Origin of the sequence: Neisseria basseii (genome assembly GCF_962707005.1) — a bacterium.
Classification (GTDB): Bacteria; Pseudomonadota; Gammaproteobacteria; order Burkholderiales; family Neisseriaceae; genus Neisseria; species Neisseria bergeri.
The window spans coordinates 22,396-36,332 of sequence record NZ_CAUIXH010000010.1 but is presented as its reverse complement, the minus strand read 5'-3'; the positions used below and the strand labels follow the sequence as shown (position 1 = coordinate 36,332).

Below are 13,937 nucleotides of genomic sequence, written 5' to 3'. Positions count from 1 at the left end.
TCGGTCATTTCTGATAAACCCCAGCGACTTTCCGCTTCCGAATTCCCGCTTTCGCGGGAATGACGGCAGAGGGGGAGCGGTTTTTCCGATTGAGTTTAAATACAATCAAACAAATCCTGCTGCCCTTGTTCTTTGCTTACGCGCACGTCGGTTTCGCCGTCGGCGAAGATAATGTGCAGCTTCTGTCCCTGCTTCAAAACATCGGCGTTGCGGATGACTTGTCCGCGTGTGTTTTTGACGACGGAAAAGCCGCGCTCCAGAATGTGCTGCGGCGAAACGGCTTCGAGCAATGCGGCTTGGGCAGTCAGGCTTTGGCGGCGGCGGGCGAGCAGTTGGCGGAAGGCGGCAGGCAATGCCGTCTGAAGGCGGACGATGTTGTTTTTGCAAACGGAAATATCGGGGCGGCAATGTTGCAGGGCTTGGGTTGGGCGTTCAAAACGGGCGGTGTGGGCGCGGAGGTTTTGCGTCATCGAATAGGACAGCGTTTGCGCCAGCTTGCCGATTGAAGCTCGCTGTTCGTCGAGTTTTTGGCGCGGATGACGGATTTGCCGCGCCAGCCAGTCGAGTTTTTGGCTGGCATCGAAATAGCGTTGTTCCAAAACGGTTTTCAGACGGCCTTGGGCTTGGGCGAGACGGTGCAGCGATTCTTGGCGGTTGGGGCTGACCAATTCTGCCGCGCCGGTCGGCGTGGGCGCGCGCATGTCGGCGACGAAGTCGGCGAGCGTGAAATCGGTTTCGTGGCCTACGCCGCTGACGACGGGAACCGTGCAGGCTTCGATGGCGCGTACGACCGGTTCTTCGTTAAACGCCCACAAGTCTTCAATGCTGCCGCCGCCGCGACAGACAATCAGCACATCGCATTCGGCGCGTTGCGATGCGGTTTTAATCGCTTGGGCAATCTGAAACTCGCTGCCCGCGCCTTGAACGGCGGTCGGATAAACGATAACGGGAATTTCGGGCGCGCGGCGTTTCAAGGTGGTAACGACATCGCGCAATGCCGCCGCCGCCAGACTGGTTACGATGCCGATACATTGCGGACGGGCGGGCAAAGGTTTCTTGCGTTCCGCCGCAAACGCGCCTTCCGCCTGCAACTGCGCCTTCAACCGCTCATAGGCTTCGTAAAGCTGCCCCAAACCTTTGAGCCGTACTTCGTTTACGGTAATCTGAAATTCGCCCCGTGCCTCGTAAATGCTGATTTTCCCTGATACTTCGATATGGTCGCCTTCTTTCAAAGGCTTCGCCAAACGCGCCGCCGCACCCTTGAACATCGCGCAACGCACCTGTGCGCGGCTGTCTTTGAGCGAGAAATAATAATGCCCGCTGGCGGCACGGGTCAGGTTGGACACTTCGCCCGCAATCCACAGGCCTGCAAGGTGGTTTTCCAAAATACTTTTGGCAAATGCGTTCAACTCGGAAACGGACAACACGTCAGAATGAAAAAAATCAGACATCGAATCAATCAAATAATAAAAAATATGAATGTGTTTTGAAGCCCAAGGCGGCATTGGGCCGCCTAAATTGTCAACAATATTATAACACGCGCCATCTTGCCGCCCGCCTTTTCCCGTATGACTTTTTTAAGCGGGGAATGGGAAAAATATTCATCAACCCGCCCGCAATCTATTCAAATTAAACCGCCGGCAGGCTATGATGCGGATATTTTCGACAGGAGGAAAAATGGATACGCAGGCAGTTATCACACATATTGTCCGATGGTTGGACGAATACGCCGCCCGAGCAAATGCAAAAGGGTTTGTCGTGGGCGTTTCCGGCGGCATCGATTCCGCCGTCGTCTCCGCACTCGCCGCCCGCACCGGCCGCCCCACGCTGCTTTTGGATATGCCGATACGCCAACACCCAGACCAGCTTGAGCGGGCAAGGCTGCACATCCGCAATCTGCAACGGCAATATGCCAATGTAAGCGCACAAACGGTCGATCTGACCGACACCTTCCAGACCTTTGAGCAAACCGTCGGCGTTCATCAGACGGCATTTGACAATCAGCCGCTTTCCCTCGCCAACGCCAGAAGCCGCCTGCGTATGCTGACCCTGTACTACTACGGGCAGATACACGGACTGCTGGTTACGGGGACAGGTAACAAAATTGAAGATTTCGGCGTGGGATTTTTTACTAAATACGGCGACGGCGGCGTGGACATCAGCCCGATTGCCGACCTGACCAAAACGCAGGTTTACCGGCTTGCCGAAGCATTGGGCGTGGACGAGGCGATTCAAAAAGCCCCTCCGACCGACGGTCTGTGGGATACGGAACGCACCGACGAGGAACAGATGGGCGCAAGCTATCCCGAACTGGAGTGGGCAATGGGCGTGTACGGCACGCGCAAACCCGAAGATTTTGAAGGGCGGCGGCGCGAAGTTTTGGAAATCTATACGCGGCTTCATCACGCGATGCAGCACAAAATCAACCCGATTCCCGTGTGCCGCATTCCGCCCGAATTGTTGGGCTGAAACGTGGAAATGCCGTCTAAAACGGAAAACCGTGTTTCAGACGGCATGGAAATATCCGGCTCCCGTTCCTTAAGAAGCAAGTACGCGGGCAAACAGAATATCGTTTTCCAAATGAATGTGGTCGTTCAAATCGTCCGCCATTTCTTTTGCCAGCGCGTAAAGGCGCGTCCAACTTCCGCAAGCCCCTTCGGGCGCTTGGAAATTGTCGGTCAGCTCTTTGAGCCGTGCGATGGCGCGGTCGTGTTCTTCGTGTTCGTGCATCATCACGCTGATGGGCATCGCCGCACCCCGACCGACACCCTGATTAATCATCGGAAACAGCATCCTTTCCTCTTTCATCATATGCATCAGCAGTTCGTTCTGCATATAGGCAAGCAGCCCGGCAATTTCCGCCGGAAAGGTATCGGCATGGACTTGGGCCACTTTTTGCGCCAGCGGCACCAATTCTTCAAATTGTGCACGGTGTACATTGTGGTATCGTTGCAGGATATGATCGACAGTCGCACCAAAGGGGGCGGTTTCCCAAACGGAAAAATCAGTCATCGCAGTGTTCCTTTTATAGGGTTTCGGGTTTGGTTTTGAACATTCATACTTTAAGAATCTATTTAAACGGAGCATACACCGCCCGCGCGTTTCTGTACAGCTTCAAAAACATTCCTTACATTTTGATAATAAAAGTAATTTTCAAAAATAAAATACTGTCCGAACCGTTTTTTAGAATTTGCAAAGGCGATTGGGGCGGTACAGAAAAACTATTATCCCGCCCGCCCACTTGAAATTTTTATGCCCAAGCCCTATCCTGCACGCTATCGTGCCAATCCCAACCGAAAAGGAAAAATAATGAGCAGCGAATTAATCGTACACACCGGCGATGCCGCCTTCGAGCAAGATGTTTTGAAATCCGACCTCCCCGTCCTGCTGGACTTTTGGGCTCCGTGGTGCGGTCCCTGCAAAATGATTGCCCCGATTTTGGACGACATTGCCGCCGAATTTGAAGGCCGTCTGAAAGTGGTCAAAATCAACATCGACGACAACGAAGCTACCCCGTCCCGTTTCGGCGTGCGCGGCATTCCGACCCTGATGGTGTTCAAAAACGGCGAAGTCGTGGCCACCAAAGTCGGCGCATTGGCAAAAGGTCAGCTGACCGCCTTTGTCGAAGCCTCCATCGCCTGATAAAGCGCAATCGAAAAGCCGCCGGAAGATTCCGGCGGCTTTTTCGCACCCTTAAGATTTGTGGCGGATTTCCCAGCACCGGTGGATTTTTTTGTTGCGGAAATCTTCGGGAACGGATTGTTTGGAAATGTCTTTTACGGCGTATTGTTCCGATACCGAATCGTCCAAAACGAAGCTGCGCAGGTTGTTGGAAAAGTACAAAATGCCGTCTGAAGCGAGCAGCTTCACCGCGCCGTCAATCAGCTTTTTGTGGTCGCGCTGGATGTCGAGGATGTCGAGCATCTTTTTGCTGTTGGAGAAGCTGGGCGGGTCCATCACAATGAGGTCGAACTGCCTGCCTTCCCCATATGCCGTCTGAAGATATTGGAACACGTCGGCGCGGACAATTTTGTGCCGTTCCATATCGATGCCGTTCAATTCAAAATTGCGCTTCGCCCAATCGAGATAAGTGTTGGACAAATCGACGGTTTCGCTGGATGCCGCGCCGCCGGTCGCCGCATAGACGGTAAAGCTGCCGGTGTAGGAAAACAGGTTTAAAAACCGTTTGCCCGCCGCCGTTTCGCCGACTTTTTTGCGCGTGTTTCGATGATCCAAAAAAAGCCCCGTATCCAAATACTTATCAAGGTTGACCCAAAACTTGCGGCCGTTTTCGGCAATGACGAAATCTTCGCCCGCCTTGCCGGTTTTCTCGTATTGCTGCAAACCTTTTTGGCGTTCGCGGCGTTTGAGATGGATTTGTTCGGGTTCAAAACCGGTAACGAAAGCAACGGCTTCCAAGACTTCGGCAAGCCACGCTTCATATTCTTCGGGCCGCATCAGCCAGCCGGTATCGTATTCCTGAAGGTGGATTCGATCGCCGTAAACATCGGTGGCAAAAGGGAATTGCGGGATGTCGCGGTCGTAAATGCGCCAGGCTTCGATGCCGTTGCGTTTCGCCCATTTCATAAGGTGTTTGATGTTTTTGCCCAAGCGGTTGGCAAACGGTGTGATGTCGGTCATTGATTTCAGGCGGAATAAAGTGGAAAACGGCAATTTTACTGTAATTAACGCCCGATTGCTTGACCGTTTCGGGCAAACCCTATACCATCCGCCGCTTATCTTGTCATACGAAGCCATCGCCTTCCAACCTAAACCGCCCTTCCGGGCGCGTTTCTTTTGTTGCTTTGATTTTGCAAAGCGTATCTGTGCAGGTTGCCGTCGATGTAAACCACAAGCGAGCCGCTTGCGACAACCCTGTAACTTCACATTCCCCGTATCGTTACCCTTCCCTGCTTCAGGCCGTCTGAACCTTTCGGACGCGGGCGTTGTTGTCTTCCAAGGATAGCCATGTCTATTAAATTTGCCGATTTGAACCTTGATAAAAACATTTTGTCCGCCGTCAGCAGCGAGGGTTACGCAAGCCCGACCCCGATTCAGGCGCAGGCGATTCCGTTTGCTTTGGAAGGCCGCGACATCATGGCTTCGGCGCAAACCGGTTCCGGCAAAACCGCCGCCTTCCTGCTGCCGACCTTGCAGCGGCTGACCAAACGTAGCGAAAAACCGGGCAAAGGCCCGCGTGCTTTGGTGTTGGCACCGACCCGCGAACTGGCGGCTCAAGTCGAGAAAAACGCACTGGCGTATGCCAAAAATATGCGCTGGTTCCGCACCGTCAGCATTGTCGGCGGCGCGTCTTTCGGCTACCAAACCCGCGCCCTGAGCAAACCGGTCGATCTGATTGTCGCCACGCCGGGCCGTCTGATGGACTTGATGCAAAGCGGCAAGGTCGATTTTGACCGCTTGGAAGTGCTGATTTTGGACGAAGCTGACCGTATGCTGGATATGGGCTTTATCGACGACATCGAAACCATCGTCAAAGCCACCCCGGCCGACCGTCAGACTTTATTGTTCTCCGCCACTTGGGACGGCGCAGTCGGCAAACTGGCGCGCAAACTGACCAAAGACCCTGAAATCATCGAAGTCGAACGCGTGGACGACCAAGGCAAAATCGAAGAGCAGCTGTTGTATTGCGACGATATGCGCCATAAAAACCGCTTGCTCGACCACATCTTGCGCGATGCCAATATTGATCAATGCGTGATTTTTACATCCACTAAAGCCATGACCGAAGTCATCGCGGATGAATTGTACGAAAAAGGTTTCGCCGCCAACTGCCTGCACGGCGACATGCCGCAAGGCTGGCGCAACCGCACGCTGATGGATTTGCGCAAAGGTCGCTGCAAAATTTTGGTTGCTACCGACGTTGCCGCACGCGGTATTGACGTACCGACCATTACCCACGTCATCAACTACGACCTGCCGAAACAGGCGGAAGACTACGTCCACCGCATCGGCCGTACCGGTCGCGCAGGCCGTACCGGTATTGCGATTACCTTCGCCGAAGTAAACGAATACGTCAAAGTCCACAAAATTGAAAAATACATCGGCCGCAAATTGCCTGAGCTGACCATCGAAGGCATGGAACCGACCCGCAAGCGCAAATCCGCAGGCGGCAAGCCGAAAGGCAAAGGCGACTGGGGCGAGAGAAAATCTCGCGGCCGGCGCGGCGATCATAAACCGGGCAAAGAAGGCTTCGGCGGCAAAACGCGCGGCGAAGGTTTCAAGAAAGAAGGCTTTAAAAAAGACGGTTTCAAAAAAACCGGCGAAGGCTTCAAAGGTAAACGCAAAGCCGGCGATTCTTTTGCAGGCAAAAGCGAACGCCGTTACAAAGACCGCTAAGCCCCAACCTGCCGCATAAACCAATGCCGTCTGAAACCGATTTCGAGTTTCAGACGGCATTTTTGTAATGTTTCAACACCGCCCGGCTTTGATACCCAAAGGATTAGGCTGCAATAAAAACCCTTTTCCGCTTTGGAAACGATTGAAAATTTCCGTAAATTCAAATAGCTAGATTCCTTCTTGCGTGGGAATGACGCAGAAGGGGTTCAGATGCAGGGTGGGTATTCCTGCCCACCAAATCCCGCCCTACGGTTTGACGGTTCGATATGATGCCGTCTGAAAACCCAACGGCGACATGACAATGCCGCCCTGCCAACGCACCTGGGTCAGAATTGCCATCCCGACATCAAACGCTTGGAAACGAAATGCCGTCTGAAAGCCCTTCAGACGGCATTGGTGCGACGGATTTACCGCCTCCTGCCGAAACCGCGCATAGCGGGGCGGCGGTAATTGGCGGGCGGGCGCGTTGTCGGACGGTAACGCTGCACCGCCTGTTGTTCTGCACGGAGGCTGCGCGTGTTCAAATCCCTGCTGGTGCGCGCATTGGGGCGTGCGGACTGATGGTAGGCGGCACGCGCGCGCCGGGCGACAGGACTGTCTTGGTTGCCCGCCCGTGTGAATTTGTTTGCCAGCGCGTTGCCGATAAACGCGCCCGCCGCCGCGCCGACCAGGCTTTGCAGCAGCCAGCTTCCTGTCGATTGGTCGTAAATATACTGCTGCCCATCTTTGCCGGTAACGGGCTGACCGTTATTGCCGTTTGCCTGTGCTTCGGCAGGAATGGTGTCTTTGACTGCTTCGGGAGTCAGTTGGTAAACCGTATCGTCTGCCTGCTGTGCGAGCTGCTGTTGCAGGGCTTCAATCTGTTTCTGCTGCCGTTCGAGCCGCGCCTGCGTGTCGTCTTGGCAGGCGGCGAGTGCGAATGTTGCGATAAGCGCGGAGGCGATGATTTTTTTCATGTGTGTCCTGTTCGGGTGGAAAATCGGTTTTATTGTATCGCCGTCGGGAATTTTGGCAAGCATTCTGCCGGCGAATCGTGATGTTTACAGGGGCAGGGGGTGCAGTTTGCGGACAAATGCGAGGCTGTTGGCGACGGGGTTGCCTTTGTTTTCGACTTCGTGTTCGGTTTCTACGGTCAGCAGGCGGCGGTTTTTGTGTTTGTTCAAACTCAATTCGGCTTGCGCAGGTGTGAAAAACAGGCGGTGTTTTTCGGCAAAGCGGCGGGCGCGGCTGTTGGCGGTTTTCAATACTTGCAGCAGCGATACATCCAGATGGAAGCAGCGCACGCCCAATACGAGAATCCGTGCGGCAAAAAAATCGGCGGCATCGGTAAACTCGGCGGGACTGATGCGGCTGAAATCGTGCCGTTCGGCGGCTATCAGGGCGGCAACGGTGCGGATTTGCGGAATCATCGATTCGCTGATGAGTGTGTCGTCCCGCCCTGCATCGAGAAGTATGGGGGAAAAATCCTGCGCATCATCGACAATAATGCTGCAAGTGTGCAGGGTTTCGTTTTGTGCGGCGGTTTGGGGCATTGCATTCATGGTCATTTTCCTGATTCTGTCGTGTGTTGCCGAATCGGGCGACCTGTGTGAAGGTAACAAAAAAGCCGCCCCGTTTTCGAGCGGCCTGTTTTGCGTATGGGATGGATTTCAAGCAAGCGCAAAAAAGTACCGCACGTCTGTGTGGTACCAATAGCAGTAAGCGGTTGTAAACATTTTGCCTTGCATGATGAAATGCCGTCTGAAGATAAAAATATGGGGGAGAGTCTAAATCAAAACGCTGCCGCGCCTCAAGCATTTTATTGAAATTTTTTTGATTTTTCAGCTATCTTGTTGAAAATATTTAGGTTTATTTTTACCACTGCCCGATATTGTCGGCAATTTCCCTTTATCCGCCTTGAAAAACGGTGCATAATCCCGAGCAAAACCGCAATCAGGAGTAATTATGCAAAACTATCTGACCCCCAATTTCGCCTTTGCACCGATGATTCCCGAACGCGCTTCAGGCAGCCGCGTTTGGGATACGGAAGGGCGTGAATATATTGATTTTTCAGGCGGCATCGCCGTTAACGCGCTGGGACACTGCCACCCTGCCCTTGTCGATGCTTTAAACGCGCAAATGCACAAGCTGTGGCACATTTCCAATATCTATACGACGCGTCCGGCGCAGGAATTGGCGCAAAAATTGGTGAAACACAGTTTTGCCGACAAGGTTTTTTTCTGCAACTCGGGCGCGGAAGCGAATGAGGCGGCGTTGAAGCTGGCAAGGAAATATGCTCGCGACCGTTTCGGCGAAGGCAAAAGCGAAATCGTCGCCTGTATCAACAGTTTCCACGGACGCACGCTGTTTACCGTGTCCGTCGGCGGCCAGCCGAAATACAGCAAGGATTATGCACCGCTGCCACAAGGCATTACGCACGTTCCGTTCAACGATATTGCCGCGCTGGAAACTGCCGTCGGAGAACAGACCTGCGCGGTCATCATCGAGCCGATACAGGGCGAAAGCGGCATCCTGCCCGCCACTGCGGAATATTTGCAAACCGCGCGCCGTCTGTGCGACCGGCACAATGCGTTGTTGATTTTGGACGAAGTTCAAACCGGGATGGGGCATACGGGCAGGCTGTTTGCCTATGAACATTACGGCGTTGTTTCCGATATTTTGAGTTCGGCAAAAGCCTTGGGCTGCGGCTTTCCGATCGGCGCGATGCTGGCGACAGAAAAGATTGCCGCCGCCTTCCAACCCGGCACGCACGGATCGACTTTCGGCGGAAACCCGATGGCGTGTGCGGTCGGCAGCCGCGCCTTCGACATCATCAACGCGCCGGAAACCTTGCACAACGTCCGCAGTCAGGGGCAGAAACTTCAGACGGCATTGCGGTCTTTGGGAGAACAAACGGGCGTGTTTAAGCAAGTTCGCGGGATGGGGCTGCTGCTCGGCTGCGTGTTGGATGCACCTTATCGCGGACGCGCATCCGAAATCGTCGCCGCCGCCTTGAAACACGGCGTGATGATTTTGGTTGCAGGTGCGGACGTATTGCGTTTCGCGCCTTCGCTGCTGTTGAACGATGAGGATATGGCGGAAGGTTTGGCGCGTCTGGAAAACGCGCTGGTAGAATTTGCCGCCGCAAACCGCGCTTAGGCAGAAAACAGATGCCGTCTGAAGGCGGGAAGGCTTCAGACGGCATCAGAAACAAAAAACCGCTTCGGAAACGTGGTTCGGCGTTCCGAAGCAGTTTTGCTTGCCATCAGGACTCGAACACCAATTCCGGTTCCCTGCCCTCTTCGATAACTGCCTTACCGACCACCACTTTTTTCAAGCCTTGCAAATCGGGCAGGCGGTACATCGTATCGAGCAGGCAGCGTTCGACGATGGAACGCAGGCCGCGCGCGCCGGTTTTACGTTCCATTGCCTGCCGCGCGATGGAACGCAATGCGCCTTCTTCAAACGCCAGTTCGACATTTTCCATACCGAACAAGGCTTGATACTGCTTGACCAAGGCGTTTTTCGGTTCGGTTAAAATATTAATCAACGCGTCTTCGTCCAACTCTTCCAAAGTTGCAATCACGGGCAAACGTCCGATCAATTCAGGAATCAGACCGAATTTGATCAAATCTTCCGGTTCGACGATGCCGAACAGCTTGGTAATGTCGGCATCCTCGTCCTTGCTGTGAACGGACGCACCGAAACCGATACCGCCTTTCTCTGTGCGCTGGCGGATTACTTTTTCCAAGCCTGCAAACGCGCCGCCGCAGATAAACAGGATATTGGTGGTATCGACGTTGATAAATTCCTGATTCGGATGCTTGCGGCCGCCTTGGGGCGGAACACTAGCCACCGTGCCTTCAATCAGTTTCAGCAAGGCTTGCTGCACACCTTCGCCGGATACGTCGCGCGTGATGGACGGATTGTCGCTTTTACGTGAAATTTTGTCGATTTCGTCGATATAGACGATGCCGCGTTGTGCTTTTTCGACATCGAAATCACATTTGCCCAACAGTTTGGTGATAATCTGTTCGACATCTTCGCCGACATAACCTGCTTCAGTCAAAGTTGTGGCATCCGCCATCACGAACGGTACGTCCAGTTTGCGCGCCAAAGATTGCGCCAGCAGGGTTTTACCCGATCCGGTCGGGCCGATAAGCAGGATATTGGATTTCGACAATTCGACATTACCGCCGACTTTAGGATGGCGCAGGCGTTTGTAATGGTTGTACACCGACACCGCCAAGGCTTTCTTGGCTTGTTCCTGACCGATAACGTGGTCGTTAAGGTTGGCGACGATTTCGGCGGGCGTGGGCAGTTTGCCAGATTCTTCCGACTCCCTTCCGGCACTTTCCGAAGACGTGCCGTCATTTCCGTCTTCATGCAATATTTCAATACAGTTTGAGACGCATTCGTCGCAGATAAAGGCGTTTTCGCCCTCAATCAAATGTTTAACGTGTGATTTGGATTTTCCGCAAAAGGAACAGGTACGGTTTTCGTTGGACATGGCTTTCTTTACAATGTATGCGTTGCAGAAACGGCACGCGCCGTTCGGGTTGCCAAGTATAATAACTATATCCGTGCTTATCAATATAAAAGAATAGCATACATCTCAAGAATCAATTCTCTCGACTGAGATGTATATACCAACCGTTTTTTATAGGACGATATAACTCTATATTTGCAGAATATCTTTGAGCAACTTGATCCAAATCTTCCTCCGTAATTCTTTCTACGATATACATTTCAGTGCTGGGATCTAAGGCAACCTCTTTATCGTAGTTCTTTATATGATCCTCAAGATTTGGAGTATAGACATACTCCTTGTACCCTCCGCTGATAGAAACACCCCATGTATGAAAGAGCAAGCATACTTCTGATATCCCATCATACTGTATACTAATAATATCCAGTCTCTTGATTAAAGAGTCCAATTCCTTTTTATCTTTAGATGAAATAACATAGGCTGTACTATCTGTTTCGTCATAAGGGGTATAATGAAATCCATCGTACTTAACAGAAATTTTTCTCAATCTCTCAAATTCAGACTCGTAGAGATTGAAATGCTCTAACATTTGATGATCTGACGACACATTATTTCTTGTACACCCAAAAAGCAAAAAAATGAATATAATTAAAAAGAATATTGATGATTTAGGCATTTCTTGATATTTACAGGTTTGTTATCTTGATAAGATTTATAGATTTCATCTAAGATAACTTGAGCCGTTAAAAAAGAAGGAGTTCCTCCGTATCTATTATATAGTCTGAAACCTATTTTGATAGCTTCATTATCACTCGCATCATCAAAAGCTGCTAAAAAATCTGCATCCCAAAGTTCTCTAATCCGATTTTGAATGTATTGAGAAACCCATGCCCCCAAATTTCGATTATTATCTTTCAACTGTGCTACTCCTGCCCCCGCTGTTAACTCCCATTCTGTAAACCCAACCGCTTTTCCGATAAAAACATAGTGTATATTTAGACCACAAATCATAGAAAAACAAGAAATGTTTATTCTTATCACAAGACCAATGTTTATACCCTTGAAGTCTTTGTATTGCCTTCTTGTGATCCCAAGGACATCCTGCCGCGTATTACCTTAAAATCCCGCCGATTCGGCTATAATATGCCCCTTCGCAACCGCCCCGGCGGCAAAAATGCCGTCTGAAACCAAATCTGAGGATATTCATGAAAAAACCCCAACGCGGCTACGCCCGCCAAGACCGTGTCAAAGAACAAATTATGCGCGAGCTTGCCGAACTCGTCCGTACCGGACTGAAAGACCCCCGCGCCGGCTTCATCACCATTAACGAAGTCGAAGTCACCCGAGATTACAGTCATGCAACCGTGTTCTATACGGTTTTAAACCAAGACGCGCGCGAAATTACGGAAGAAGTGCTGGAACACGCGCGCGGACACCTCCGCAGCGAATTGGCCAAACGCATCAAGCTGTTCAAAATCCCCGAGCTGCATTTCAAATACGACGAATCCTTGGAACGCGGTTTGAACCTGTCCGCCCTTATCGACCAAGTGGCGGCGGAAAAACCGGTTGAAGACTGATACTGCCAGAATGAACAATCTGATTCCCGAACATTTAGCCGCCTATGCACATAGTGACAGCCTGCAAATTGAAGGCGTGCATCGTTGCTTTTCATTATCCTGCCAAGGTAGGGATACTTTCCGCATCCGTTACTATGGAGAGCCTTTTGACGGATTGATTACCGATACTGATAAGGCGCCGGTAAAAATTGTGGCGGTAGAAGCTGTAAGCGGCGATGAAATCGTATTGTTTGATGGCGCGGAACATGGCTATAACGCTATGTTTTGCGACAAATATAGCCCAAATCAAAAGCAAAACAGAATGTTAACTGATTTGGATGAGTATGCTTACCGGGTTCTGATCCATCTTTATTACAATATAGACTACGAAGATGAATATGAAGATTTCGTCAATTCTGAAGGACAAGTCCCCTTAATTGATGGTCGCATCATTAGTTTCGACTCATTAAAACGAAATGGCTTTGATGCAATCAGCGTTGATCTAATTGATGAAAAACACTCTGTTCGTGAATTATTGAATGAAGAATTAAGCTGACACGCAAACCGTCCGAACCCTTTCAGACGGTCTGAACATTAATATTCCCTAATTGATATGACCAATAAACCCGCCAAACGCCCGGTCAACGGCGTTCTTCTTCTCGACAAACCCGAAGGCCTTTCCAGCAACACCGCCCTGCAAAAAGCGCGGCGTTTGTTCCATGCCGAAAAAGCCGGGCATACCGGCGTACTCGATCCTTTGGCAACCGGACTTTTGCCCGTCTGCTTCGGCGAAGCGACCAAGTTCGCCCAATACCTGCTGGATGCCGATAAAGCTTACACCGCCACGCTGAAACTCGGCGAAGCCAGCAGCACGGGCGATGCCGAAGGCGAAATCGTTGCCACCGCCCGCGACGATATTTCCTTAGCCGAATTTCAGACGGCATGCCAAGCCTTAACGGGCGACATCCGCCAAGTGCCGCCGATGTTTTCCGCGCTCAAACACGAAGGTAAACCGCTGTACGAATACGCGCGCAAAGGCATCGTCATCGAACGCAAAGCGCGCGACATTACCGTCTACGCCATTGATATTGCCGAGTTTGACGTGCCCAAAGCTGTGATAAGCGTGCGTTGCAGCAAAGGCACCTATATCCGCACCCTCAGCGAAGACATCGCCAAACACATCGGCACGTTCGCCCACCTGACCGCCCTGCGCCGCACCGAAACCGCCGGCTTTACTATCGCCCAAAGCCACACGCTTGAGGCCTTGGCAAATTTGAACGAAACAGAACGCGACAGCTTGCTGCTACCCTGCGACGTATTGGTTTCACACTTTCCCCAAACCGTTTTAAACGATTATGCCGTCCATATGCTCCGCTGCGGACAACGTCCGCGTTTCGAGGAAGACCTACCTTCCGACACGCCGGTACGCGTTTACACTGAAACCGGAGAATTTGTCGGTTTAGCAGAATATCAAAAGGAAATATGCCGTCTGAAAGCCTTGCGCCTGATGAACACGGCGGCATCCGCCGCCTGAACGGGAATGAAAAATATAATGC

At 51.8% G+C, this 13,937-nt stretch carries 15 protein-coding genes; 7 read left to right on the top strand and 8 right to left on the bottom strand.

The genetic code is table 11. The annotated features are described in order from the left end of the window. Nucleotides 1–95: 95 nt before the first annotated feature. Nucleotides 96–1,451: an exodeoxyribonuclease VII large subunit gene (gene xseA, locus Q9I99_RS06645; protein WP_301666797.1), complete on the bottom strand. Its 1,356-nt coding sequence runs from the start codon at nt 1,449–1,451 to the stop codon at nt 96–98. A gap of 196 nt (nt 1,452–1,647) precedes the next feature. Here xseA and nadE point away from each other — a divergent pair, with 196 nt between their 5' ends. Continuing rightward, complete coding sequence (nadE, locus tag Q9I99_RS06640; protein WP_301666796.1) at nt 1,648–2,469, top strand: NAD(+) synthase; 822 nt, start codon at nt 1,648–1,650, stop codon at nt 2,467–2,469. 69 nt (nt 2,470–2,538) lie between these two features. Here the strand turns inward: nadE and dnrN are convergent, their stop codons facing one another. Then, entirely contained in the window at nt 2,539–3,012 is a 474-nt protein-coding gene (gene dnrN / locus Q9I99_RS06635) for an iron-sulfur cluster repair protein DnrN (RefSeq protein ID WP_301666795.1), read from the bottom strand. A gap of 297 nt (nt 3,013–3,309) precedes the next feature. On the opposite strand from dnrN, the gene trxA reads away from it, so the two are divergent. Continuing rightward, nucleotides 3,310–3,642 carry a thioredoxin TrxA gene (gene trxA, locus Q9I99_RS06630; protein ID WP_002247584.1) on the top strand — a complete coding sequence of 111 codons (333 nt, stop codon included), beginning with the start codon at nt 3,310–3,312 and terminating at the stop codon, nt 3,640–3,642. A gap of 51 nt (nt 3,643–3,693) precedes the next feature. On the opposite strand, the gene Q9I99_RS06625 is transcribed toward trxA, so the two are convergent. Then, a complete protein-coding gene (locus Q9I99_RS06625; protein WP_301666794.1) occupies nt 3,694–4,641 on the bottom strand; it encodes a class I SAM-dependent methyltransferase in 948 nt (315 codons plus the stop codon). Between the two features lie 327 nt (nt 4,642–4,968). On the opposite strand from Q9I99_RS06625, the gene Q9I99_RS06620 reads away from it, so the two are divergent. Beyond that, nucleotides 4,969–6,357 (top strand): DEAD/DEAH box helicase, encoded by a 1,389-nt coding sequence (locus tag Q9I99_RS06620; protein WP_301666793.1) that lies wholly within the window; start codon nt 4,969–4,971, stop codon nt 6,355–6,357. Between the two features lie 407 nt (nt 6,358–6,764). On the opposite strand, the gene Q9I99_RS06615 is transcribed toward Q9I99_RS06620, so the two are convergent. Together Q9I99_RS06615 and Q9I99_RS06610 are read right to left on the bottom strand one after the other, a co-directional pair. Continuing rightward, a complete protein-coding gene (locus tag Q9I99_RS06615) occupies nt 6,765–7,313 on the bottom strand; it encodes a hypothetical protein (protein ID WP_301666792.1) in 549 nt (182 codons plus the stop codon). A gap of 84 nt (nt 7,314–7,397) precedes the next feature. Then, the gene (locus tag Q9I99_RS06610) at nt 7,398–7,898 is read right to left on the bottom strand and encodes a hypothetical protein (RefSeq protein WP_118792202.1); all 501 of its coding nucleotides are present in this window, start codon (nt 7,896–7,898) and stop codon (nt 7,398–7,400) included. Between the two features lie 403 nt (nt 7,899–8,301). On the opposite strand from Q9I99_RS06610, the gene Q9I99_RS06605 reads away from it, so the two are divergent. Continuing rightward, entirely contained in the window at nt 8,302–9,495 is a 1,194-nt protein-coding gene (locus tag Q9I99_RS06605) for an aspartate aminotransferase family protein (protein ID WP_301666791.1), read from the top strand. Between the two features lie 106 nt (nt 9,496–9,601). Here the strand turns inward: Q9I99_RS06605 and clpX are convergent, their stop codons facing one another. The 3 genes from clpX to Q9I99_RS06590 form a co-directional block, all read right to left on the bottom strand. After that, nucleotides 9,602–10,846 (bottom strand): ATP-dependent Clp protease ATP-binding subunit ClpX, encoded by a 1,245-nt coding sequence (gene clpX, locus Q9I99_RS06600; RefSeq protein WP_301666790.1) that lies wholly within the window; start codon nt 10,844–10,846, stop codon nt 9,602–9,604. A 112-nt stretch (nt 10,847–10,958) separates the two neighbouring features. After that, nucleotides 10,959–11,414: a DUF4948 family protein gene (locus Q9I99_RS06595; RefSeq protein ID WP_301666789.1), complete on the bottom strand. Its 456-nt coding sequence runs from the start codon at nt 11,412–11,414 to the stop codon at nt 10,959–10,961. A gap of 59 nt (nt 11,415–11,473) precedes the next feature. Next, nucleotides 11,474–11,866, bottom strand: a complete 393-nt coding sequence (locus Q9I99_RS06590) for a polymorphic toxin type 44 domain-containing protein (RefSeq protein ID WP_301666788.1) — start codon at nt 11,864–11,866, stop codon at nt 11,474–11,476. Nucleotides 11,867–12,030: 164 nt separating this feature from the next. On the opposite strand from Q9I99_RS06590, the gene rbfA reads away from it, so the two are divergent. From rbfA to truB, 3 genes are read left to right on the top strand one after another with little or no spacing between them, the layout of a single operon-like run. Further along, nucleotides 12,031–12,402 (top strand): 30S ribosome-binding factor RbfA, encoded by a 372-nt coding sequence (rbfA, locus tag Q9I99_RS06585; protein ID WP_301666787.1) that lies wholly within the window; start codon nt 12,031–12,033, stop codon nt 12,400–12,402. A 10-nt stretch (nt 12,403–12,412) separates the two neighbouring features. After that, nucleotides 12,413–12,937 carry a hypothetical protein gene (locus Q9I99_RS06580; protein ID WP_301666829.1) on the top strand — a complete coding sequence of 175 codons (525 nt, stop codon included), beginning with the start codon at nt 12,413–12,415 and terminating at the stop codon, nt 12,935–12,937. A 57-nt stretch (nt 12,938–12,994) separates the two neighbouring features. After that, nucleotides 12,995–13,915: a tRNA pseudouridine(55) synthase TruB gene (gene truB / locus Q9I99_RS06575; RefSeq protein WP_301666786.1), complete on the top strand. Its 921-nt coding sequence runs from the start codon at nt 12,995–12,997 to the stop codon at nt 13,913–13,915. Nucleotides 13,916–13,937: the final 22 nt, after the last annotated feature.